The organism is Streptomyces sp. L-9-10, assembly GCF_004151105.1.
Taxonomy (GTDB): domain Bacteria; phylum Actinomycetota; class Actinomycetes; order Streptomycetales; family Streptomycetaceae; genus Streptomyces.
The window spans coordinates 1-20,368 of record NZ_PHRF01000020.1 but is presented as its reverse complement, the minus strand read 5'-3'; the positions used below and the strand labels follow the sequence as shown (position 1 = coordinate 20,368).

18 protein-coding genes and 2 pseudogenes are annotated in these 20,368 nt (G+C 70.8%); 11 read left to right on the top strand and 9 right to left on the bottom strand.

All coding sequences use genetic code 11. From position 1 onward, the window contains the following. Nucleotides 1-25: 25 nt before the first annotated feature. A complete protein-coding gene (locus CU044_RS04085; protein WP_193563872.1) occupies nucleotides 26-208 on the bottom strand; it encodes a ribbon-helix-helix protein, CopG family in 183 nt (60 codons plus the stop codon). A 165-nt stretch (nucleotides 209-373) separates the two neighbouring features. Here CU044_RS04085 and CU044_RS04080 point away from each other — a divergent pair, with 165 nt between their 5' ends. From CU044_RS04080 to thpR, 3 genes are all read left to right on the top strand, one after another. Then, on the top strand, nucleotides 374-814 hold the full coding sequence (locus CU044_RS04080) for a MarR family transcriptional regulator (protein WP_030351310.1): 441 nt from the start codon (nucleotides 374-376) through the stop codon (nucleotides 812-814). Between the two features lie 266 nt (nucleotides 815-1,080). Continuing rightward, nucleotides 1,081-2,406, top strand: coding sequence for an MFS transporter (locus tag CU044_RS04075; RefSeq protein WP_129767158.1), 1,326 nt, complete (start codon nucleotides 1,081-1,083; stop codon nucleotides 2,404-2,406). Between the two features lie 115 nt (nucleotides 2,407-2,521). Further along, entirely contained in the window at nucleotides 2,522-3,178 is a 657-nt protein-coding gene (thpR, locus tag CU044_RS04070; protein WP_129767157.1) for an RNA 2',3'-cyclic phosphodiesterase, read from the top strand. Nucleotides 3,179-3,411: 233 nt separating this feature from the next. On the opposite strand, the gene CU044_RS04065 is transcribed toward thpR, so the two are convergent. Beyond that, a complete protein-coding gene (locus CU044_RS04065) occupies nucleotides 3,412-4,407 on the bottom strand; it encodes an aldo/keto reductase (protein WP_129767054.1) in 996 nt (331 codons plus the stop codon). A gap of 116 nt (nucleotides 4,408-4,523) precedes the next feature. Further along, nucleotides 4,524-5,573, bottom strand: coding sequence for a prolyl aminopeptidase (gene pip, locus CU044_RS04060; RefSeq protein WP_129767053.1), 1,050 nt, complete (start codon nucleotides 5,571-5,573; stop codon nucleotides 4,524-4,526). A 112-nt stretch (nucleotides 5,574-5,685) separates the two neighbouring features. Between pip and CU044_RS04055 the strand changes: the two genes are divergently transcribed. After that, on the top strand, nucleotides 5,686-6,210 hold the full coding sequence (locus CU044_RS04055; RefSeq protein ID WP_129767052.1) for a MarR family transcriptional regulator: 525 nt from the start codon (nucleotides 5,686-5,688) through the stop codon (nucleotides 6,208-6,210). Between the two features lie 45 nt (nucleotides 6,211-6,255). On the opposite strand, the gene CU044_RS04050 is transcribed toward CU044_RS04055, so the two are convergent. Together CU044_RS04050 and CU044_RS04045 are read right to left on the bottom strand one after the other, a co-directional pair. Then, complete coding sequence (locus CU044_RS04050; RefSeq protein ID WP_129767051.1) at nucleotides 6,256-7,599, bottom strand: carotenoid oxygenase family protein; 1,344 nt, start codon at nucleotides 7,597-7,599, stop codon at nucleotides 6,256-6,258. 66 nt (nucleotides 7,600-7,665) lie between these two features. Then, nucleotides 7,666-8,218: pseudogene (locus CU044_RS04045) on the bottom strand (MarR family winged helix-turn-helix transcriptional regulator). Here CU044_RS04045 and CU044_RS04040 point away from each other — a divergent pair. The 4 genes from CU044_RS04040 (at nucleotide 8,208) to CU044_RS04025 (ending at nucleotide 11,899) form a co-directional block, all read left to right on the top strand. Next, nucleotides 8,208-8,801, top strand: coding sequence for a carboxymuconolactone decarboxylase family protein (locus CU044_RS04040; protein WP_129767049.1), 594 nt, complete (start codon nucleotides 8,208-8,210; stop codon nucleotides 8,799-8,801). The pseudogene CU044_RS04045 and the gene CU044_RS04040 overlap by 11 nt on opposite strands. Before the next feature lie 229 nt (nucleotides 8,802-9,030). Further along, nucleotides 9,031-9,576: an XRE family transcriptional regulator gene (locus tag CU044_RS04035; RefSeq protein WP_240045326.1), complete on the top strand. Its 546-nt coding sequence runs from the start codon at nucleotides 9,031-9,033 to the stop codon at nucleotides 9,574-9,576. 18 nt (nucleotides 9,577-9,594) lie between these two features. Beyond that, nucleotides 9,595-10,656, top strand: coding sequence for a low specificity L-threonine aldolase (locus CU044_RS04030; protein ID WP_129767047.1), 1,062 nt, complete (start codon nucleotides 9,595-9,597; stop codon nucleotides 10,654-10,656). A 160-nt stretch (nucleotides 10,657-10,816) separates the two neighbouring features. Continuing rightward, on the top strand, nucleotides 10,817-11,899 hold the full coding sequence (locus CU044_RS04025; protein ID WP_129767046.1) for a WD40 repeat domain-containing protein: 1,083 nt from the start codon (nucleotides 10,817-10,819) through the stop codon (nucleotides 11,897-11,899). Between the two features lie 172 nt (nucleotides 11,900-12,071). Here the strand turns inward: CU044_RS04025 and CU044_RS04020 are convergent, their stop codons facing one another. Beyond that, a complete protein-coding gene (locus CU044_RS04020) occupies nucleotides 12,072-12,935 on the bottom strand; it encodes a TetR/AcrR family transcriptional regulator (RefSeq protein ID WP_129767045.1) in 864 nt (287 codons plus the stop codon). 75 nt (nucleotides 12,936-13,010) lie between these two features. Between CU044_RS04020 and CU044_RS04015 the strand changes: the two genes are divergently transcribed. Further along, entirely contained in the window at nucleotides 13,011-14,078 is a 1,068-nt protein-coding gene (locus CU044_RS04015) for an ATP-binding cassette domain-containing protein (protein WP_129767044.1), read from the top strand. Next, the gene (locus tag CU044_RS04010; RefSeq protein WP_129767043.1) at nucleotides 14,075-14,914 is read left to right on the top strand and encodes an ABC transporter permease; all 840 of its coding nucleotides are present in this window, start codon (nucleotides 14,075-14,077) and stop codon (nucleotides 14,912-14,914) included. Before CU044_RS04015 ends, CU044_RS04010 begins: the two co-directional genes overlap by 4 nt. Nucleotides 14,915-15,070: 156 nt before the next feature. Here the strand turns inward: CU044_RS04010 and serC are convergent, their stop codons facing one another. From serC to CU044_RS39305, 3 genes and pseudogenes are all read right to left on the bottom strand, one after another. After that, nucleotides 15,071-16,189 carry a phosphoserine transaminase gene (serC, locus tag CU044_RS04005; RefSeq protein ID WP_129767042.1) on the bottom strand — a complete coding sequence of 373 codons (1,119 nt, stop codon included), beginning with the start codon at nucleotides 16,187-16,189 and terminating at the stop codon, nucleotides 15,071-15,073. 186 nt (nucleotides 16,190-16,375) lie between these two features. After that, nucleotides 16,376-17,020 (bottom strand): ATP/GTP-binding protein, encoded by a 645-nt coding sequence (locus CU044_RS04000; protein WP_129767041.1) that lies wholly within the window; start codon nucleotides 17,018-17,020, stop codon nucleotides 16,376-16,378. Beyond that, nucleotides 17,004-17,099 (bottom strand): annotated as a pseudogene (locus CU044_RS39305) (DUF742 domain-containing protein); the annotation flags it as partial. The pseudogene CU044_RS39305 and the gene CU044_RS04000, both read right to left, overlap by 17 nt. A 165-nt stretch (nucleotides 17,100-17,264) precedes the next feature. Here CU044_RS39305 and CU044_RS03990 point away from each other — a divergent pair. Beyond that, the gene (locus tag CU044_RS03990; RefSeq protein WP_129767156.1) at nucleotides 17,265-20,267 is read left to right on the top strand and encodes an FAD-binding and (Fe-S)-binding domain-containing protein; all 3,003 of its coding nucleotides are present in this window, start codon (nucleotides 17,265-17,267) and stop codon (nucleotides 20,265-20,267) included. The last annotated feature ends 101 nt before the right edge of the window (nucleotides 20,268-20,368 follow it).

The window sequence follows — 20,368 nt, the reverse complement described above, 5'->3', positions numbered from 1 at the left end:
AGGGCCAGGGTCCGCGGGGGCCGCCTCATTTCACCCCGTAGAACTTTTCCGTCTCCTCGACGGCCGACTTGAAGCGTTCGTCGAAGTCATCGCGAATGAGCGTCCGGACCACATAGTCCTGGACGCTCATTCCGCGTATGGCGGCATGGTGCCGGAGCCGGTCGAGCAGCTCACCGTCGATCCGCAGGCTGAGCACTGTCGATCCCATACGCACCAGAGTCGGGCCCGTACGTGCCCCGGTGTGTCACTTTCCGCAGCGCTCTCACTCGTTTGGGTGATCCTTCGCATGATCTTCGCGGTCGCTGCGGAGCATGCCGTGGGGCGCGTGTAGCCGGGTGGTATTTAGGTTGGGTAATGAGTTACGCTAACAAACATGCCTGACCTGCTCCACGGCGACGAGAACGAAGCCGCCGTGAACTCCCTTCGCTCCGCCGTCATGCGGCTGGGCCGGCGCCTGAAGCACCAACGTGTGGACGAGTCGCTGAGTCCCACCGAGATGTCGGTACTGGGCACCCTCGCCCGCTGCGGTTCCGCCACCCCGGGCGAGCTGGCGCGCAAGGAGCATGTCCAGCCGCCGTCGATGACGCGCATCGTGGCGCTGCTGGAAGCGAAGGGTCTCGTCAGGCTCGAGCCGCACCCCGACGACCGTCGGCAGAAGGTGGTCAGCCAGACAGAACGGGCCGAGGCGATGCTCGAAGAGAGCCGTCGCAAGCGCAATGTCTGGCTGGCGTCCCTCGCTGAAGGCCTGGACGATGACGAGTGGGCGAAGCTGCGCGCTGCCGCCCCCGTACTGGAGAAGCTCGCCCACTTGTAATCCGCGCGCCGTAAGGAGGCGAACCCACTTTGAGTACGGGATCCGGAGCAGACTCCGCCCCCGCACCGAAATCCGCCCACGACCTCACCACCTCGGACAGAGCCAACAAGGCTTCGGAGAAAACGACTTCGGAGCGTGCGACTCAGGACAGCTGTCCGCGCGACAGCGGCACACCCGCCAGCGGCACACCCGCCAGCGGGACAGCCAACAGCGGGACAGCCATACCTGACAGCGACATATCCGACAGCGGCATATCCGACGGTGCGATACCCGACGGTGAGATAGCCGACGGCGCGGCCGTCGAGCGCACGACCGGCGGCGGGACGTTCTCGTCGCTGAGGATCCGCAACTACCGGCTGTTCGCGACGGGCGCCGTCGTCTCCAACATCGGTACGTGGATGTCCCGCATCACCCAGGACTGGCTGGTCCTCAGCCTGACCGGCTCATCGGCGGCCGTCGGCATCACGACGGCCCTCCAGTTTCTGCCGATGCTGCTCTTCGGCCTCTACGGCGGCGTCATCGCCGACCGCTATCCGAAGCGTCAGATCCTGCTCCTCACCCAGGGCGCGATGGGCCTGTGCGGTCTCGCGCTCGCCTTCCTCACACTCTCCGGACACGTCCAGGTCTGGCACGTCTATCTGATCGCCTTCCTGCTCGGCATGGTGACGGTCGTCGACAACCCGAGCCGCCAGTCCTTCGTCTCCGAGATGGTCGGCCCGAGCCAGCTGCGCAACGCGGTCAGCCTCAACTCGGCCAACTTCCAGTCCGCGCGGCTCATCGGCCCCGCCGTCGCGGGCGTCCTGATCACCACCGTCGGCAGCGGCTGGGCGTTCATGCTCAACGGACTGTCCTTCATCGCCCCGCTCACCGGCCTGCTGCTGATGCGCCAGCACGAGCTGCACAAGTCCGTCCGCGTACCGCGTGGAAAGGGACAGCTCAGGGAGGGACTGAACTATGTGCGAGGCCGCCCCGAGCTGATCTGGCCGATCGTCCTCGTCGGCTTCATCGGCACCTTCGGCTTCAACTTCCCGATCTGGCTGACGGCCTTCGCGCACGAGGTCTACGACGGCGGCGCCGGGCTGTACTCCTTCTTCAACATTCTGATGGCGGCCGGTTCCCTGGCGGGCGCCCTGCTCGCCGCCCGGCGCGGCACCAGCCGGCTGCGGCTGCTCGTCCTCGCGGCGATGGCCTTCGGCGTGCTGGAGATCGTGGTGTCCTTCTCGCCGTGGGTCTGGCTGTTCTCGCTGCTGCTCCTGCCCATCGGCATGCTCGGCCTGACGACCAACATCAGCGCCAACACGAGCGTCCAGATGGCGTCCGACCCCGAGATGCGGGGCCGCGTGATGAGCCTCTACATGATGGTCTTCGTCGGCGGCACCCCCATCGGCGGCCCGCTCCTCGGCTGGGTCACCGACACGTACGGCGCCCGCGTCGGCTTCGCCACGGGCGGCCTGGTCTCGCTGCTCGCGGCGGCGACGATCGGCCTGATCCTGACCCGGGTGGTGGGGGTACGGCTGAAGGTCGGCCTGCGCGGCGGACGGCCGCATGTGGCGTTCGTACCGAAGAAGGAGGAACTGGCGACGGCCGCGTGAGGCGACGGCGGCGGTGGTCCGTACCGATCAGTACAACGATACGCACGGTGACCGGGTACGTACGGTTTCGGACGGCTGGGAGACTCGGCTTCATGAGCAGGGGAGGTTCATGACCATGAGACTGTTCGCCGCCGTACTGCCGCCCGCCGAAGCCGTCGAGGAACTGGACCGTGCCGTGGACCGGCTCCGGGGGCTGCCCGGCGCCGACGGGCTGCGGTGGACCGGTCGCGACGGCTGGCACTTCACGCTCGCCTTCATGGGCGAGGTCGAGGACCGGCTGCTTCCCGACCTGACCGAGCGCCTGGAGCGGGCCGCGCGGCGTACGGAGCCGTTTCCGTTCCGTATTCACGGGGGCGGGCACTTCGGCGGACGGGCCCTGTGGGCCGGGGCCGCCGGGGGGATCGGTGACGTGCGCCTCCTCGCGGAGCGCGCCGGTGCGGCGGCGCGGCGGGCCGGGGTGCCGATGGAGGAGCACCACCACTACCAGGCGCATCTGACGCTCGCGCGCAGCCGTGGCAGCCGTGGCAGCCGTAGGAACGCGGGGGACGCGGGGGATGCGGGCGATGCGGTGGGTGTGACTGACAGTACGGACGTGGACCTGCGGCTGTACGCGGAGGCCCTGAGCGGGTTCGAGGGCACGCCGTGGGAGGTGGCCGAGCTGGTGCTCGTCCACAGCCGGCTGCCGGTGAGCGGGGTGCCGAGGGAGCAGCCGCGGTACGAGGCGGTCGCACGCATGCCGCTCGGCCGGGCTCGGCCGGGGGCGTCCGGGTAACCCGGGCGTCGGTGCTGTCACCCCCGGCCGTTAACCTCGTCGCGTGGACCCCAAAACCCGGAACCGCATCATGGCGGGCGTGCTTGTGCTGATGTTCGTGATCATCGCTGTGGCGGCCGCGGTCGGTTAGGTCCTGTCCGGCCGGACAGGACCGGTCACCGGCCCCGGCCGCGCTCAGCTACGTCTCTCAGCCGCGTCCGTGGGTGGCTGCCAGGCGTTACGACAAGGCGTCACTACCAGGCGAAGGCCTCCGGCGACGGGCCGGGACCCGGGAAGATCTCGTCCAGAGCGGACAGGACCTCCTCCGACAGCTCCAGCTCGACCGCGCGCCGGGCCGACTCCAGCTGCTCCAGCGTCCGCGGGCCGACGATCGGGCCCGTCACCCCGGGCCGGGTGAGCAGCCAGGCCAGCGCCGCCTCGCCGGGGTCGATGCCGTGCTTGTCGAGCAGGTCCTCGTACGACTGGACCTGCGCCCGGATCGTCGTGTTGGCGAGCCCGCTGCCCGAACGGCCCTGGGTCGTACGGGATCCGCCGCCCTCGCGCTCCTTGCGGATCGCGCCGCCCAGCAGACCGCCGCTCAGCGGCGACCAGGGGATGACCCCGAGGCCGTACTCCTGCGCGGCCGGGATGACCTCCATCTCGGCGCGGCGCTCGGCCAGGTTGTACAGGCACTGCTCGCTGACCAGACCGTACGAGCCGAGCCTGCGGGCCGTCTCGTTGGTCTGGGCGATCTTCCAGCCGGGGAAGTTGGAGGAGCCCGCGTAAAGGATCTTGCCCTGCTGGATCAGGGTGTCGATGGCCTGCCAGATCTCCTCGACCGGGGTGTCGCGGTCGATGTGGTGGAACTGGTAGAGATCGATGTGGTCGGTCTGGAGCCGCTTGAGGCTGGCGTCGACCGCGCGGCGGATATTGAGGGCGGAGAGCTTGTCGTGGTTGGGCCACGCGGGGCCGTCGCCGCCCATGTTCCCGTAGACCTTGGTGGCGAGGACGACCTTGTCGCGGCGGTCGCCGCCCTTGGCGAACCAGGTTCCGAGGATCTCCTCGGTACGGCCCTTGTTGTCGCCCCAGCCGTAGACATTGGCAGTGTCGAAGAAATTGATGCCCGCGTCGAGCGCGGCGTCCATGATCGTGTGACTGTCGGCCTCGTTGGTGAGCGGGCCGAAGTTCATCGTCCCGAGGACGAGTCGGCTTACCTTGAGTCCGGTGCGTCCGAGCTGCGTGTACTTCATGACTCCACAGCCAACGCGTTCGAGCGCACTCGAAGCAACCCCTGCTGAGCCTTGTGGCCGCCTCGGCACGTCTCAGTCCGCCTCAGTCCGTCCGCCTCAGTCCCCCTCGGCCCGTCTCAGCCTGTCTCCGCTTGTCTCGGTTCGTCTCCGTTCGCGAACGCGTCGAGGGCCGACCGTACTTCGCGCCGCTCCGCCGCGCTGCCCTTGTGTCCCGCGTCCTCGATGACGACCAGCCGGGCGTCCGGCCAGAGGCGGGCCAACTCCCATGCCGTGCCGAGGGGCGCGCCCAGATCGAAGCGGCCGTGCACCAGTACGCCCGGGATCCCCGCCAGCCGCCCCGCGTCGCGCAGCAGCGCGCCCTCGTCGAGCCAGGCGCCGTGCGAGAAGTAGTGCGCGCAGATACGGACGACGGCCCGCCGGGCGGCGGGGTCCCGGTCGCCATACGGATGGGCCGAGCCGTGCGGCTCCATGGAGAGTACGGCGTCCTCCCACGCGCACCAGTCGGCCGTGGCCCGCTCCCGTACGGCGGGGTCGGGGTGCTCCGTCAGCCGGGCGTAGGCGGCGACGAGATCGGCGGTGCGCTCGCCGCGCTCGGCCTCCGGGACGCCCGCGCGGAAGCGGTCCCACTCCTCGGGGAAGATCTGTCCGGCACCCCCGTACAGCCAGTCGATCTCCGACCGCCGGGTCGTGGTGACCCCGGAGATGACGATCTCGGAGACTCGCTCCGGGTGCCGCTCGGCGTACGCGAGGATCAGTGTCGAGCCCCAGGAGCCGCCGAACAGCAGCCAGCGGTCGATCCCCAGATGGATCCGCAACCGCTCCATGTCGGCGATGAGATGGTCGGTGGTGTTGTGGCGCAGGTCGGCGGCCGGGTCGCTCGCGTGCGGGGTGCTGCGTCCGCAGTTGCGTTGGTCGAACAGGACGGTGCGGTAGCGCTCGGGGTCGAACAACCGCCGGGAATGCGGACCGGTTCCCGATCCAGGGCCGCCGTGGACGACGAGCGCGGGCTTGCCCCGCGGATTGCCGCAGACTTCCCAGTGGACGAGATTGCCGTCGCCGACGTCGAGCATGCCGTGGTCGTAGGGGTCGGTGGGCGGGTAGAGCGGGTCCGATGACTGGGGCTGGGGCTGGGGCTGGGGCTGGGGCCGAGATGGGGACTGGGGCATGGGCGGGCTCCATGGGTGCGGCGCGCGGCGCGCGGGGCGTTGGTTCAGTCGGTGGATTCGTTGGGGACGGCGCCGACCCTACAGATGCAACAGCGCTGTTACATTTCCTTTTATGACTTCAGACAGTCCTGGTTCACCGGGTCCGGGTCCCGAGCTGCTCGGGACCCGGCTACGGCATCTCCTCGATCGTCTCGAAGCCGGCGTCGAGGCCACGTACACGGATCTCGGCCTGGACGGCTTCCGGCCCCGCTACGCCCCCGTCGCCCGAGCCCTGGCCGCCGCTCCGGGGCCGTGTTCCATCCGCGAACTGGCGCGGACGACCGGGGTGACGCACTCCGCGGCGAGTCAGACCGTCGCGCGGATGGCCAGGGACGGGCTGGTCGCTCTGGCTCCGGGGGACGACGTCCGCCAGCGCATGGTCCGTCTGACACCTGAGGCGGAGGAACTGCTTCCGGCGCTGAACGTCGAGTGGGAGGCGACCTCGGCCGCGGCGGCGGAGTTCGAGGCGGAGCTGCCGTACCCGCTGAGCCGGCTGATCGGTGAGGCACTGGAGGCGCTGGACCGCCGTCCGATGCGGCAACGGATCGCGGACCGGGCGGCCTTGGGGACTGGTCCGGGTCCGGGTACCGGGGGCTGACCGGGCCGGGCGATCATGCCGTCACGCGGCTGCGCCGTCACACGGTTACGCGTCGGGGATCCAACTGCCGTGGAAGCCGAGGGGTACCCGCCCCGGCAGATGGATACGGGCGACCGGCTCCCCCGTGAAGTCCTGGGAGGCGAGGACGACCAGGCCGGGCGCCCCGCGCTCGGGGTTGTGCACGTAGGCGAGGGCGTAACCGTCGTCCTCGGCGCGGGTGTCCTCGGTGCGGGTGTCCTCGGCGACGCCGGTCTCCGCCCGCGACGGTACGAACACGGCCTCGCTCGCCGCCGCGTCCGGGGGGAAGCGGTGCACCTCGGTGGTGCCGCGGAACAGATCGTGCTTGATCAGGGCGTTGCCGAAGGCGCGGTCCGGCGGGACGCCGTCAGCCGTCGGGTACGCCTGCCACATCGCCCCGGCCGTGGCGGAGTACGCGTAGCGATGCCGCCGTGACACCAACGCCTGGTCGACGCGCGGGAATTCCTGCGGACGGTCGTCGAGACGCCGCGTACGCACGCGGCCGTGCGCCAGGTCGATGGTCCAGCGGTCGAGGGACGGGGTTCCGAGCGCCGTGGGGCCACCGGAGCCCCGTCCGGCCACGAAGAAGGGCGCCGGCATGGTGGTGAGATCCACGACCACGGACGAGCCCTCGTCATACGCGTTGAGGGTGTGCGAGTAGAAGGCGGACGGCACCTCGAACCAGCGGATCCGGCCGCCGGCCCGTGGCATCACCCCGACGCGTGCCGGATGCCGGTCGTTCCAGACGTACGGGACGAGAGCGCCGGCCCCGGCCGCCACGGGGTCGAAGGTGACCGGCATGTCGAAGACGACCACATACTTCTCGGTCAGGGCGAAGTCATGCATCATCGGGCTGTCGGCCACCGGGATCCTCGTGGTCCGTACGACCCGGCCGGTGCGGTCCACGACGAGATGCCGGACGTGGTCCCACGACGGGTAGTACGTGATCGCGTGCAACTCGTCGGCCCGCGCGTCGAACTTGCTGTGCGCGGTGAACGCGCCACTCAGCGTTCCGCCGAAGTCGTGCGTGCCGACGGTGTTCAGTTCGTCGTCGAGTTCGTACGGCAGCGGCCCGCTCTCCTGCACCGCCAGAACGCGCCCCTTGTACGGGATCACATGGGTGTTGGTCGCGAAGTCGCTGTCCGGAACCGGACCGTCGTACGGCTCGCCCAGCTTGCGGGCCACGGCGGCCGACCGTATCCAGCGGTTGCGGTACCACTCGGCGCGGCCGTTCCTTAGGCGTACGCCGTGGACCATCCCGTCGCCGAGCATCCAGTGGTGCGCCAGGGGGTCCTCAAGGCCGAGGGCGTTGGGGCCGTTGCGCAGGTAGCGGCCGTTGAGCTCGCGGGGTATGCGGCCCCCACCCGCCATGATGAATTCCGGGTCACCCCGACTACCCCTCGGCGTGAACCTGTACGCATCTCTCCCTCCCCCCACCTATCCCCCCAGCCACCCCGCCGCGTCCAGGCGGAAGGCCTGGGGCGGGGTGACCGCGCGGAGGTCCGACTCCATGGCCTGGACGCGGTCCCGGCCCAGCGTCTCGGACCACTCGTCGCGCAGGCGGTCGAAGATCGCGGCCGAGCGGGCGAGGGCGTCGAAGCCGTGTGGGGTGAGGCGGATCAGTTTGCGGCGGGCGTCCGTGGGGTCGTCGGTGCGTACCGCGTAGCCCAGGGCTTCCAGGCGGTCGACCGTTTTGCCCGCGGCCTGTTTGGAGACGCCGAGGCGGCGGCCGAGGGTGACCGCCGTGGCGCCGTCGCGGCCGATGGCCTGCATGGCGAAGCCGTGGACCGGCCGTACGTCCGGGTGGCCCTGGCGGGCGAGTTCGATGTGCAACTGGTCGATCAGGGACCGGAATCCGGCGAAGAGCAGCAGGGGCAGCTCGTAGCCGGGCGCGTCCGGGGCGTCACCTCGGCCCCCGCCCTCCGTGCGCTCAGTCATTGCAGAACCCGACAACCTGGTTTACCTTTTTATCGTCAACCATGTTGTCCATTCTATCGAGGAGAGTCCTCCCCGTGCCTTCCCGCTTCGTTGACCACACCCTTGAATCCGCGCCCGCCGCCTCCCGTCGCGCCATGGAGGCCACCACCCGCCATCTGGGCTTTCTGCCGTCCGCGGTGGCTCGTCTTGCCACCTCGCCGCAGTTGCTCGACGGCTTCCAGAAACTCACGGGCCTCTTCGAGTCCACGACGCTCGATCCGCTCGCGCGTGAGGTGGTCGTCATGACGGTCGCCGTACGCAACGCATGTCATCTCTGTGTCGTCATGCACACCGGGAAGCTCAGGGCGCTCGGCGCCGGTGACGAGCTGATCGACGCGCTGCGGGAGCAGCGTCCGGGCCGGCCGCTGCCGGACGAACGCCTCGAAGCCGTACGGCAGTTCACCCTCGCTGTGCTCGCGACCGCCGGGGGTGTTGACGACGAGACGCTCGACGCCTTTCTCGCGCACGGATATACGGAGCGCAACGCCCTGGAAGTCGTGCTCGGCATCGGCACGTACACGCTGTCGACTCTGGCCAATCGGCTCACCCGGGCACCGATCGACCCTCAGCTCGGGGTGGAGCCCGGGGGTGCGTAGGTCCCGGTGTGCGTAGGGCGTAGGTGGGGGCGGGGAATCCCGGTGGGCATGATCCAGGTCGGTCGTTCGGTAAAACGAACGCAGGGTTCGTTATGGTGGGGGTTGTTCGGTATAGTGAACGCATGGTTCATTCAATCGAGGCTTCTCGGGTAGGCGCACGGGCCGGCGTCCACCTCGATGACACGCGCGGGAGCCGCTGATGACGCCCCCGTCGTCCGGCCGTCGACCGGTGAGCAGCACCGCGGCCGCGGTCGGTACGAAGATCCGCCTGCGCCGCCAGCAGCGCGGCATGAGCGCCGCGGAGATGGCCCGGCGCGCCGGGCTGAGCAAGGCCACGCTGTCGCAGCTGGAGGCCGGCAACGGCAATCCGACGATCGACACCCTGGACGCGATCGCGATCGCCCTGCGCATCCCGATCGCCGACCTGCTGGCGCGTGACGCCGACACCGGACCGGTCTTCCGGCCGGGCACGGACATCGAGCCCGGCGAGGTCTCCCGGGAACTGCTGCGCCGCATCAGCAGCGGCAACAGCCTGGAGATCTGGCGGCTGCGCATTCCGCCCGAGACGGAGCTGCCCGGCGTCCCGCATGCCACCGGCACGATCGAGCACCTGCTCATCGCCACCGGGCATGTCACCGCCGGACCCGTCGACGCCCCGCAGGAACTGGGGCCCGGAGACATGCTCGCCTTCGCCGGGGACGCCCCGCACTTCTACCGGACCGGTGCCGAGGAAGTGGACATCACCGTCGTCTTCGCCTCCCCCATCAGCACCTGAGACCAAGGAAGACCGCTCATGAGCGCCACCATCGCCATCACCCCCTCCAGCCGTGCCTTCATCAGCGACAACATGGCCGGGGCGTCCCCGGAGATAGCCCAGGCCGTCACCGACGCGGCCGCCGGGCAGGTCCTGCCGTACGGCAACGACCCCTTCACCGAGAGCGCCCGCCGCAGGCTGAACGAGATCTTCGACCGGGACGTCGATGTCTTCCCGGTCTCCACCGGGTCCGCCGCGAACGGCCTGAGCCTGGCCGCCCTCACCCCGCCGTGGGGCAGCGTGCTCTCCCACCCCGACAGCCACATCAACCACGACGAATGCGGCGCTCCGGAGTTCTTCACCAGCGGCGCCAAACTCGTCGGTGTCCCGGGTCCCGACAGCAAGATCGCCCCCGAGGCGTTGCAGCCGGTGGTGCGCCGCCGGGCCGGTGACGTGCACAGCGTGCAGCCGTCCGTGGTGAGCATCAGCCAGGCCACCGAGAGCGGCAGCGTCTACACCCTGGAGGAGATCCGCCGGCTGTCCGCCATCTCCAAGGACGCGGGACTGCGCGTCCACATGGACGGCGCGCGCTTCGCCAACGCCCTGGACCATCTCGGCGCCACCCCGGCCGAGATGACCTGGAAGGCCGGCATCGACGTCCTGTCCTTCGGCGCCACCAAGAACGGCGCGATGACCGCCGACGCCATCGTCTCCTTCGACCCCGCACTCGCCACCGAGCTCGCCTTCCGCGCCAAGCGCGCCGGCCAGCTCGCCTCCAAGATGCGCTTCCACGCGGCCCAGATCGACGCGTACCTCACCGACGGCCTGTGGCTGCGCAACGCCCGCCAGGCCAACGCGATGGCCACCCGGCTCGGCGACGGCCTCAAGGCCGTCCCCGGTGCCGGCCTTCTGGCCACGCCGCAGGCCAACATCCTCTTCTGCCGCCTGCCCCAGCAGGTCACCGAAGGACTCCTCGCCGAGGGCTACGCCTTCTACCACGACCGCTGGGAGCCGGGGATCGTCCGGTTCGTCACCGCCTTCTCCCACAGCGCCGACGACATCGACCAGCTCCTCGACGCGGTGCGCCGCCACATCCGCTGACCGACGGCCGGCGGGAACGTCTCGGTCGCATCGCAGCTCGGCCTGGAGCGTCACCCCGGACCGGTCGTACGGACTGGTCGTACGGACCGGTCATACGGACTGGCTGTCCGGACCTTCCACCCGGACCGGCCGGTGTGTGCGGGGATGGCAGTCTTGGTGGATGCGTTCGCTTCCGCGCCACCCCGGCCCGCGCGTTTCCGGTGCCGCCACCGCCACCGCCGGTGCCCTCGCCGCCGTACTGCTCACGACGGCCTCAGCGGTGGTGCTCGCGCCCGCCGCCACTCCCGCCGCGGCGGCCGACGGAGCACCCGACCAGAGCTTCACGATCAAGGACCCGAGGATCACCGAGTCCAGCGGTCTGGCCGCCAGCCGGGCCCATCCCGGCGTCTACTGGACACATAACGACAGTGGTTATGGGCCCCAGATCTATGCCGTGGACTCCAGGACCGGTGAGACGGTCGCGACGCTCACCCTTGAAGGCGTGGGCAAGCCCCGGGATGTAGAGGCCATCTCCATGGGGCCCGATGGGAATGTGTATGTCGGCGATATCGGCGACAACCTGAACGGCACCTGGGACCACGTGTGGATCTACCGCTTTCCCGAGCCCGAACAGCTCAAGGACGCGACGGTGCGCGCCACGCAGTTCACCGTGAAGTACGCCGACGGGCCGCGTGACGCCGAGTCGATGATGGTCGACCCCAAGACCGGGCGGGTCTATATCGCCTCGAAGAACGACAACGGCGGCGGCCTGTACGAGGGCCCGGCCGAGCTGACCTCGTCCGGGACGAACACCTTCCGGCGGATCGACGACGTGCCCTGGGTGACGGACGGGGCGTTCTCGCCGGACGGCAAGGAGTTGGTGCTGCGCTCGTACCTCAGCGCGCGTGCCTATGCGTGGCAGAACGGCCGGCTGGGTGAGGAGCGCCCGGTCAGTGCGCCGTTCCAGGGGCAGGCCGAGTCGGTGACCTACACGGCGGACGGCAAGGCGCTGATGTTCGGCGCCGAGGGCAAGGAGAGCGGGGTGGTGCGGGTGGAGCTGGAGAAGGACACCGGCGGCCCGGCCTCCGGTGGCAACTCGTCCTCCGGCGGCGGGAGTTCCGCGTCAGGCGGGGGAGGGGACGGGGGTACCGCCGACGGCGCGGGCGACGGCGGGAAGCAGGGGAACGCCACCCTCGGCGCGATCATCGTCATCGGTGGGGCCGCGCTGGTCCTCGCCTTCAAGCGCATGCGCCGGAAGGGCTGAGGCGGAGCGCCGGCCGTCACGCGCTAGCCGTCACGCGCCGGCCGTCTCATGTCCGCCGTCTCACGTCCGCCGTCCCACGTCGTCCGCCGTCCCACGTCGGCTGCCGTCCCACGTCGGCCGCCGTCTCGCGTCGGCCGACCGTCCGGCCTCAGTCGGCCGTCCCGGGTTCGCGTCAACCCGCCTTTCCCTGCTCCGCCTTTCCCCGCTCTGCCATACCCCGCTCCGTCGTACCCCCCTCTGCCGCGCGTCGTTCGACCAGCACCTCCAAACCGTCGAGGATCCGCTGGAGCCCGAATGCGAAGTGGTCGAATTCGGGGGCGAACGCCTCCTCGGACATGGAGGCCATGACCGGATACACCCCGCTGGTCATGGCCTTCGACAGGACGGGCTCCTGCGCCTGCCAGAACTCCTGGTCGGTGATACCCGACTTCTTCTCCGCCTCGACGGCATGGACGTGCGTGCGGGCGACCCCGGTGACATAGCCCTCGACCATGATGATCACTGAGATCAGCTCCGGGTCGCTCAGACCCATGCCCTTGATGGCGGCGAGTTTCCTCTCCAGTCCGCTGACCGAGTTCGGGCCGAGGACCGGCCTGGCCTGGTTCACGGAGAGCAGCCAGGGGTGGCGCTGATGGAGCGCGAGCGCGTCGCGCGCCATCGCCTCGGCGGCGGCGCGCCAGCCGGTGCCGGGGGCGGAGCCGAGTTCGGAGTCGGAACCGGAGCCGGGGGCGGGGTCGGGGCTCTCGGCCGGCGCGACCGTCTCGCCCTGTACCTGGTTCAGCATCAGGTCGATCAGCTCGGCCTTGCCCGGCACGTACCGGTAGAGCGACATGGTGCCCGTGCCCAGCTCGGTGGAGAGCCGGCGCATCGAGACCGCGTCCAGCCCCTCGGCGTCGGCGAGCGCGACGGCGGTCGTGACTATGCGGTCGAGCGTGAGGCCGGGTTTGGGGCCGCGGCTGGGGCGTTCGCCCGAGCCCCAGAGGAGTTCGAGACTGCGCGTGACATTGCCGCTGCCGGTCGATTCCGTCGATGTCATGGGCTCAGCGTAATCCCCTGGAAAGAAAATGGGTACGGTGTACTCTGCTGTGGGTACGCTGTACTCAGTTGATCGATGGCTTGCCTTGGAGGGGCTGTGAGCGACCATGCCGTGTTGGCGGAGGCGATCCAGAAGAGGTACGGGGAGCGGGGAGGGAAGTACGCGCTCGACGGCTTCGACCTCGCCGTGGGCAGAGGCACCGTGCACGGACTGCTCGGGCCCAATGGCGCGGGCAAGACCACCGCGGTCCGTGTTCTGGCGACCCTGCTGCGGTTCGACGGCGGGCGGGCGGAGGTGGCGGGCGTCGATGTGGCGCGCGATCCCCGGCGGGTGCGGAGCAGGGTCGGCCTCGCCGGGCAGTACGCGGCGGTCGACGAGATCCTGACGGGCCGGCAGAACCTGGAGATGTTCGGCCGTCTCTTCCATCTGGGCGGGCGGCGGGCGGCGCTGCGCGCCGGTGAGCTGCTGGAGCAGTTCGATCTGGTGGAGGCGGGAGGCAAGGGCGTCGGCGAGTACAGCGGCGGGATGAGGCGCCGTCTGGACCTGGCCGCGTCGATGATCCTCGCTCCGCAGGTCCTCTTCCTCGACGAGCCGACGACGGGTCTCGACCCGCGCGGCCGCGGTGAGGTCTGGGACGCGGTGCGGGCCCTGGTGGCGGGTGGTACGACCGTACTGCTCACCACGCAGTATCTGGACGAGGCGGACAAGCTCGCCTCGCGCATCACGGTCATCGACCAGGGGCGGGCGATCGCGGACGACAGCCCCGCGGAGCTGAAGAACACCGTGGGCGGTGACCGGATCGAGGTCGTGGTGGCGGAGCCCGCGGACATACCGGTGGCGGTCGAGGCGGTGGCGCGGGTGGCCGACGCGGCGGTGGAGACGGACGGCGCGGCCCGCCGGGTGCACGCGGCGGTGAGCGACCGGGTGGCCGCGCTGACGGAGGTGGCGCGCACGCTCCAGGACCGGGGGACGGCGGTGGAGGACATCGGGCTGCGCAGGCCGAGCCTCGACGATGTGTTCCTCCGGCTGACCGGGCGCCGTACGGGCGCCGACGCGGACGCCGACGCCGGCTCAGGCGGGGGCACGGACAGGGGCCCGGACGGGGACGTGGCCACGGGTGTGAAGGAGGGGATGGCGGCATGAGCGTCGCGCTGGATCTGGAGACAGGGAGCGACTACGGGAGCGGCCATGGCCGTGCGTACTGGGCGGTGGCCGACTGCTGGAACGTCGTACGGCGAGGGCTGACGCACTACCAGCGTCAGCCGGTCTTCATCCTCTGGCAGCTGGGCTTCCCGATCGTCTCCGTGCTGCTGTACGGGTATGTCTTCGGCAGCGCCATGACGGTGCCGGGCGGGGGTGACTACCGGGAGTTCCTGATGCCCGGGATGTTCGCGATGACGATGGCCTTCGGCTTCATGAACACGGCGGTGGCGGTGGTCACCGACAGCACGAAGGGGGTCATCGACCGCTTCCGGTCGATGCCGATGGCGCCGTCTGCGGTGGTCACGGGCCGGGGGGTCGGCGATCTGCTCACGGCGGTCGCGGAGCTGCTGATCCTGGCCGTGACGGCGTACGCGATCGGCTGGCGGTGGGACAGCGGGTTCCCGGGGGCGCTCCGGGCCTTCGGACTGCTGCTGCTCCTGCGCTTCGCGCTGATATGGGTGGGGGTATGGCTGGGGCTGCTGGTGCCCGGCCCGGAAGCCGCCGGGAACCTCTTCGTGGTGGCCTTCCCGCTCACGATGATCTCCAGCATCTTCGTGGCGCCCTCGCTGATGCCGGACTGGCTGGGCACCGTGGCCGCGTGGAACCCGGTGTCCTCGACGGTGACGGCGACGCGTGAGTTGTTCGGCAATCCGGTGGCGAGCGGCGGCAGCTGGCCCGAGGAGCACGCCCTGCTGCTGTCGGTGGCCTGGCCGGTGGCGCTGACGGCGGTGTTCGTACCCCTGGCGGTACGGAGGTTCCAGCGGCTGAGCAGATGAGATGAGGTCCGGGGGCGCATGCGACGGGCCCCGGCGCGGTGTGCGTGCGCCGGGGCCCGGGAGGCGAAGCCGAGGATCACCGGATCCGAACCGTCAGAGACCACTCGGAGGCGGCTCGGAGGCGGCTCAGAGACCGCTCGGAGACGTCAGCGGCTGTCAGAGGCGTTCGATCACGTAGTCGATGCACTCCGTCAGCGCCGAGATGTCCGCCGGGTCGATCGCCGGGAACATCGCCACGCGCAGCTGGTTGCGGCCCAGCTTGCGGTAGGGCTCGGTGTCGACGATGCCGTTGGCGCGCAGCGTCTTGGCGACGGCCGCCGCGTCGATCTCGTCCGCGAAGTCGATCGTGCCGATGACCTGCGAGCGCTTCGCCGGGTCGACGACGAACGGGGTCGCGTACTTGGAGGCGTCGGCCCATCCGTAGAGCGTGCGCGAGGAGGTGGCCGTACGGCGCACCGACCAGTCCAGGCCGCCCTGGGAGTTGAGCCATGTGAGCTGCTCGTTGAGGAGGAAGAGCGTGGCCAGCGCCGGAGTGTTGTACGTCTGGTTCTTCAGCGAGTTGTCGATCGCGGTCGGCAGCGAGAAGAACTCGGGGACATGGCGTCCCGAGGCGTGGACGCGCGCGGCGCGCTCCAGCGCGGCCGGCGAGAAGACGCCGATCCACAGGCCGCCGTCGGAGGCGAAGGACTTCTGCGGGGCGAAGTAGTAGACGTCCGTCTCGGCGATGTCGACCGGCAGGCCGCCGGCGCCGGAGGTCGCGTCGACCAGCACGAGCGACCCTTCGTCGGCGCCCGCGACGCGCTTGACCGGGGCCGCGACACCGGTGGAGGTCTCGTTGTGGGTGAACGCGTAGACGTCGACGCCCGCCTCGGCCTCCGGGTCCGGGTGCGAGCCGGGGTCGGAGGAGATGACGGTCGGGTCGGCCAGCCATGGCGCGAGCTTCGCCGCCTTGGCGAACTTGGAGGAGAACTCACCGAAGGAGAGGTGCTGGGACTTGTTCTCGATCAGTCCGTGCGTCGCGATGTCCCAGAAGGCGGTGGAGCCGCCGTTGCCCAGGATCACCTCGTAGCCCTCGGGAAGCTCGAAGAGGCTCCGTACGCCCTCGCGCACCGCGCCGACCAGGTTCTTGACCGGGGCCTGGCGGTGGGACGTGCCGAGGAGCGAGGTGCCGGTGGCGGCCAGCGCGTCCACCGCCTCCGTCCGCACCTTGGAGGGGCCTGCGCCGAAACGGCCGTCGGCGGGCTTGATGTCAGCGGGAATCTGGATATCGGCCACGGGCCGGAGCGTAGTCCCTTACGTCACACGGCCGAAAACCGTGTCCGTCGGGTGAGACACCCGCGCGGGCGCCGGGAAGCGGGCGGCGGGAAGGGGGTCGCGGCGGTCCCGCGCGTGTCGCCGCCACCCCGGCCTCCCGCCCGGAGCTTCACCCGTACGGAGTGCATGGTCGGAGTGCGACGGTCCTCAGGGAGACACCCCCGGGGCCGCCGCTCTCTTCTCGGACAGGGCGTGGAGGTACTCGACGAGCGTGATCAGCACGTACTTGCTGGAGGAGCGGTCCCGCGCGTCGCACTCCACGAGCGGCACGTCCGGCGTCAGGACGAGCGCCGCGCGGATCTCCTCCTCGGTGTGGACGGGCCCGCCGAAGTCGTTGCAGGCCACCATGAAAGGTATGCCGTGGTGCTCCAGCCGGTCGATCGCGTACCAGGAGTCGGAGAGACGGCGGGTGTCGACGAGTACGACCGCGCCGAGGGTGCCGGAGAAGAGCCGGTCCCAGAGATACCAGAAACGTTCCTGCCCAGGGGCCCCGAAGAGATAGAGCACCGAGCGCGCGTCGAGGGAGATCCGGCCGAAGTCGAAGGCGACGGTGGTCGTGCTCTTTCTCTGGAGTCCGTCGAGTCCCGCGAGTTCGCCGATGTCCTGGCCCGCGCGCGTCATCGCCTCCTCGGTGTTGAGGGGACGGATCTCGCTGACGGAACGGACCATGGTCGTCTTGCCGACACCGAAGCCGCCGACGATGACGATCTTCAGGCCGTTGTCGGCGGTACTGGCCAGGGTCGGCCGGGCCGTTGACGGGCTGGTGGCCCGTTCGGAGGTTGCGGAGTCCAACGCGCACCTGCTCCAGGATGTGGGGATCGGGAAGGCGGTCGGCCGCCCGGGCCGTCCGGGGATGAGGGGCGCGGGCGCTGTTGGATAGTGCTCAAACGGTGGCCACTATATGAGAATTGACGATCAGTTTGGGAGGTTCCTGTTTCCTTTCTTCGCTGTTCCGGGAGCGGCGAACCGGGAAAAACCGGGACGGTGAGTGCGACGGGGGCATGCTGGATTCATGGCTGAGCGCGAAACGCGGGATATGCGGGATACACGCAACGCACGAAAAGCGACGGCACAGGCGGGAGACACGGCACCGGCCACCGAAGTGGCCGCGGCGCTGACGGCGGCCGTGCGCGGCGAGGTGGACTTCGGCGCGGCCGCCAGAGCCCTGACGACCATGGACGCGTCCAACTACCGGCGGGTACCGGTCGGCGTCGTCGCCCCGTACGACGCGGCCGACGTGGCGGCGGCGCTGGCGGTCTGCCGTACGTACGGGGTGCCGGTGGTGCCGCGGGGCGCCGGGACCTCGATCGCCGGGAACGCCACGGGCCTGGGCGTGGTGCTCGACCTCACCCGCCATCTGCGGTCGATCGTGTCGGTGGACACGGCGGCGCGCACGGCGGTCGTCCAGCCCGGCGTCATCCTGGACGAGCTGCGCGAGGCCGTACGGCCCCACGGGCTGACGTTCGGCCCCGATCCGTCCACGCACAGCCGGTGCACGCTCGGCGGGATGATCGGCAACAACTCGTGCGGAGCGCACTCGGTGGCCTGGGGTACGACGGCCGACAACGTCCACGAGCTGTCGGTGACCACCTACGGCGGCGCCGCACTGCGCCTCGGCAAGGGCTGGGACGGCGCTCCCGCCGGGGTGCGCGAGCTGGTCGAGAGCAATCTCGCGCCGCTGCGCACCGGCTTCCCCGCCGGGCTGCCCCGGCGGATCTCCGGCTACGCGCTGGACGCGCTGCTGCCCGAGGCCGGCCCCGATCTGGCCCGCGCCTTCTGCGGCAGCGAGGGCACGCTCGGGGTCGTCACCGAAGCGACGGTACGGCTCGTTGAGTCGCCCCCGGCCCGCGCCCTGGCCGTCCTCGGCTACCCGGACGAGAGCGCCGCCGCCGAAGCCGCGGCCGGGCTGCTCCCGTACGGTCCGCTGACGGTCGAGGGCATGTCCGAGGACCTCGTACGCGTACGGGGCGACGGCGGGCACGGACTGCCGCGCGGCGGGGCCTGGCTGTTCGTGGAGACCGGCGGCGCGACGCCCGGCGAGGCGCGGGCCGCCGCCGCCACGATCCTGCGCGCGGCCGACGCGCTGGACGGGACGGTCGTGGCCGATCCGGCCGGACAGCGGGCGCTGTGGCGCGTACGGGAGGACGCCGCGGGGACCGCGACCCGGATGCCCGACGACACGGAGGCGTGGCCGGGCTGGGAGGACTGCGCGGTGCCGCCCGCCCGGCTCGGCGCGTATCTGCGCGACTTCCGCGCGCTGCTCGCCGAACACGGCCTGCGCGGCACGCCCTACGGACACTTCGGCGACGGCTGCATCCATGTCCGTATCGACTTCGATCTGCTGACCGACGACGGCGTACGGCGCTTCCGGCGCTTCTCGCAGGAGGTGGCGTCGCTGGTCGTCGCGCACGGCGGCTCGCTCTCCGGCGAGCACGGCGACGGACTGGCGCGCTCGGAGCTGCTGCCGAGGATGTACGGGGAGGAGCTGGTCGGGCTCTTCGGCCGGTTCAAGGACCTGTGGGATCCGGCGGGCGGGATGAACCCGGGCGTGCTGGCCCGCCCGGCACGGCTCGACGAGAACCTGCGCTTCGCGGTGCTGCCGCGCGAGCGCGTCGAGGTCGCGTTCGGCTATCCGCACGACGGGCCGGGAGGCGGGGACTTCTCGGCGGCCGTGCGCAGGTGTGTGGGCGTCGCCAAGTGCCGGGTGGGCGGGCCGGGTCCGGGAGCGACAGCGGGTTCCGGGCCGGCTTCCGGGCAGGGCTCCGGCGCGGCTTCCGGATCGGGTTCCGGCGCGGCTTCCGGGCCGGGGGTGATGTGCCCGTCGTTCCGCGCGACGGGCGAGGAACAGCACTCCACGCGCGGGCGCGCCCGGCTGCTCCACGAGATGCTCGCGGGCGAGGTGGTGACGGACGGCTGGCGCTCGACGGAGGTACGGGACGCGCTGGACCTCTGTCTGTCCTGCAAGGGCTGCCGCAGCGACTGCCCGGTGGGCGTGGACATGGCCACGTACAAGGCGGAGTTCCTGCACCACCACTACGCGGGCCGGATGCGGCCCGCCGCGCACTACGCGATGGGCCTGCTGCCGCGCTGGCTGCGGCTGGCGGCGCCGTTCGCGCGGGTGCTGAACGCGGCGGCGCGGGTGCCCCCGCTGGCGTCGCTCGCCAAGCTGCTGGGGGGCATCGCCCCGGAGCGTACGATTCCGCGGCTGGCGCCCGAACCGTTCGGGCGATGGCTGGGGCGGCATCTGAAGGCCCGTACGGAGGTCTTCGCGCGAAGCCGTTCCGCGGTCCTGTGGCCGGACACCTTCACCGAGTATCTGACGCCGTCGGTGGGCCGGGCGGCGGTACGGGTCTTCGAGTCGGCCGGGATCGGTGTCGTGGCGCCGCCGCAGGGGGGCCGGGTCTGCTGCGGACTGACGTATGTCTCGACGGGCCAGCTCGACCGCGCGCGTACGGTCATGCGCCGCACGCTGGATCTGATGGAACCGCTGCTGGACGCCGGCCTGCCGGTCGTCGTCCTGGAACCGAGCTGCGCGGGCGCGCTCACCACGGACCTGCCGGAGCTGCTCGGCGACGACCCGCGCGCGGCGCGGCTGGCCGCGGCCGTACGGACCTTCGCCCAGGCTCTGGAGGAGTGCGCGCCGTGGTGGCGGCCGCCCCGGCTCGACCGTCGGGTCACCGGCCAGACGCACTGCCACCAGCACGCGGTCCTGGGCGACGAGGCGGACCGCAGGCTGCGGGAACGCGCGGGCCTGACCGGCGAACTGAGCGGCGGCTGCTGCGGGCTGGCGGGCAACTTCGGCTTCGAACGCGGCCATTACGACGTCTCGGTGGCCTGCGCGGAGGACCAGCTGCTGCCGTCGGTGCGGGCGGCCGGAAAGGGGACGGAGATCCTGGCGGACGGCTTCTCGTGCCGTACCCAGCTGGCGCAGCTGGGCGGCCACCGGGCACGGCATCTGGCGGAGGTGCTCGCGGAGGCGCTGGAGGAGGCGCAACCGAGGGAGAGGAAGGAGAGGGAGAGGCCGGCCGAGGGGCGGTGACGGGGGGGGGTGCCCCTATGGGTTTCGTCAACCCGTGGGGGCGGGTTGGGGTTCGTAGAAGGTGCCGTCTCGGAGCATGGCGAAGAGGACGTCTGCTCGTC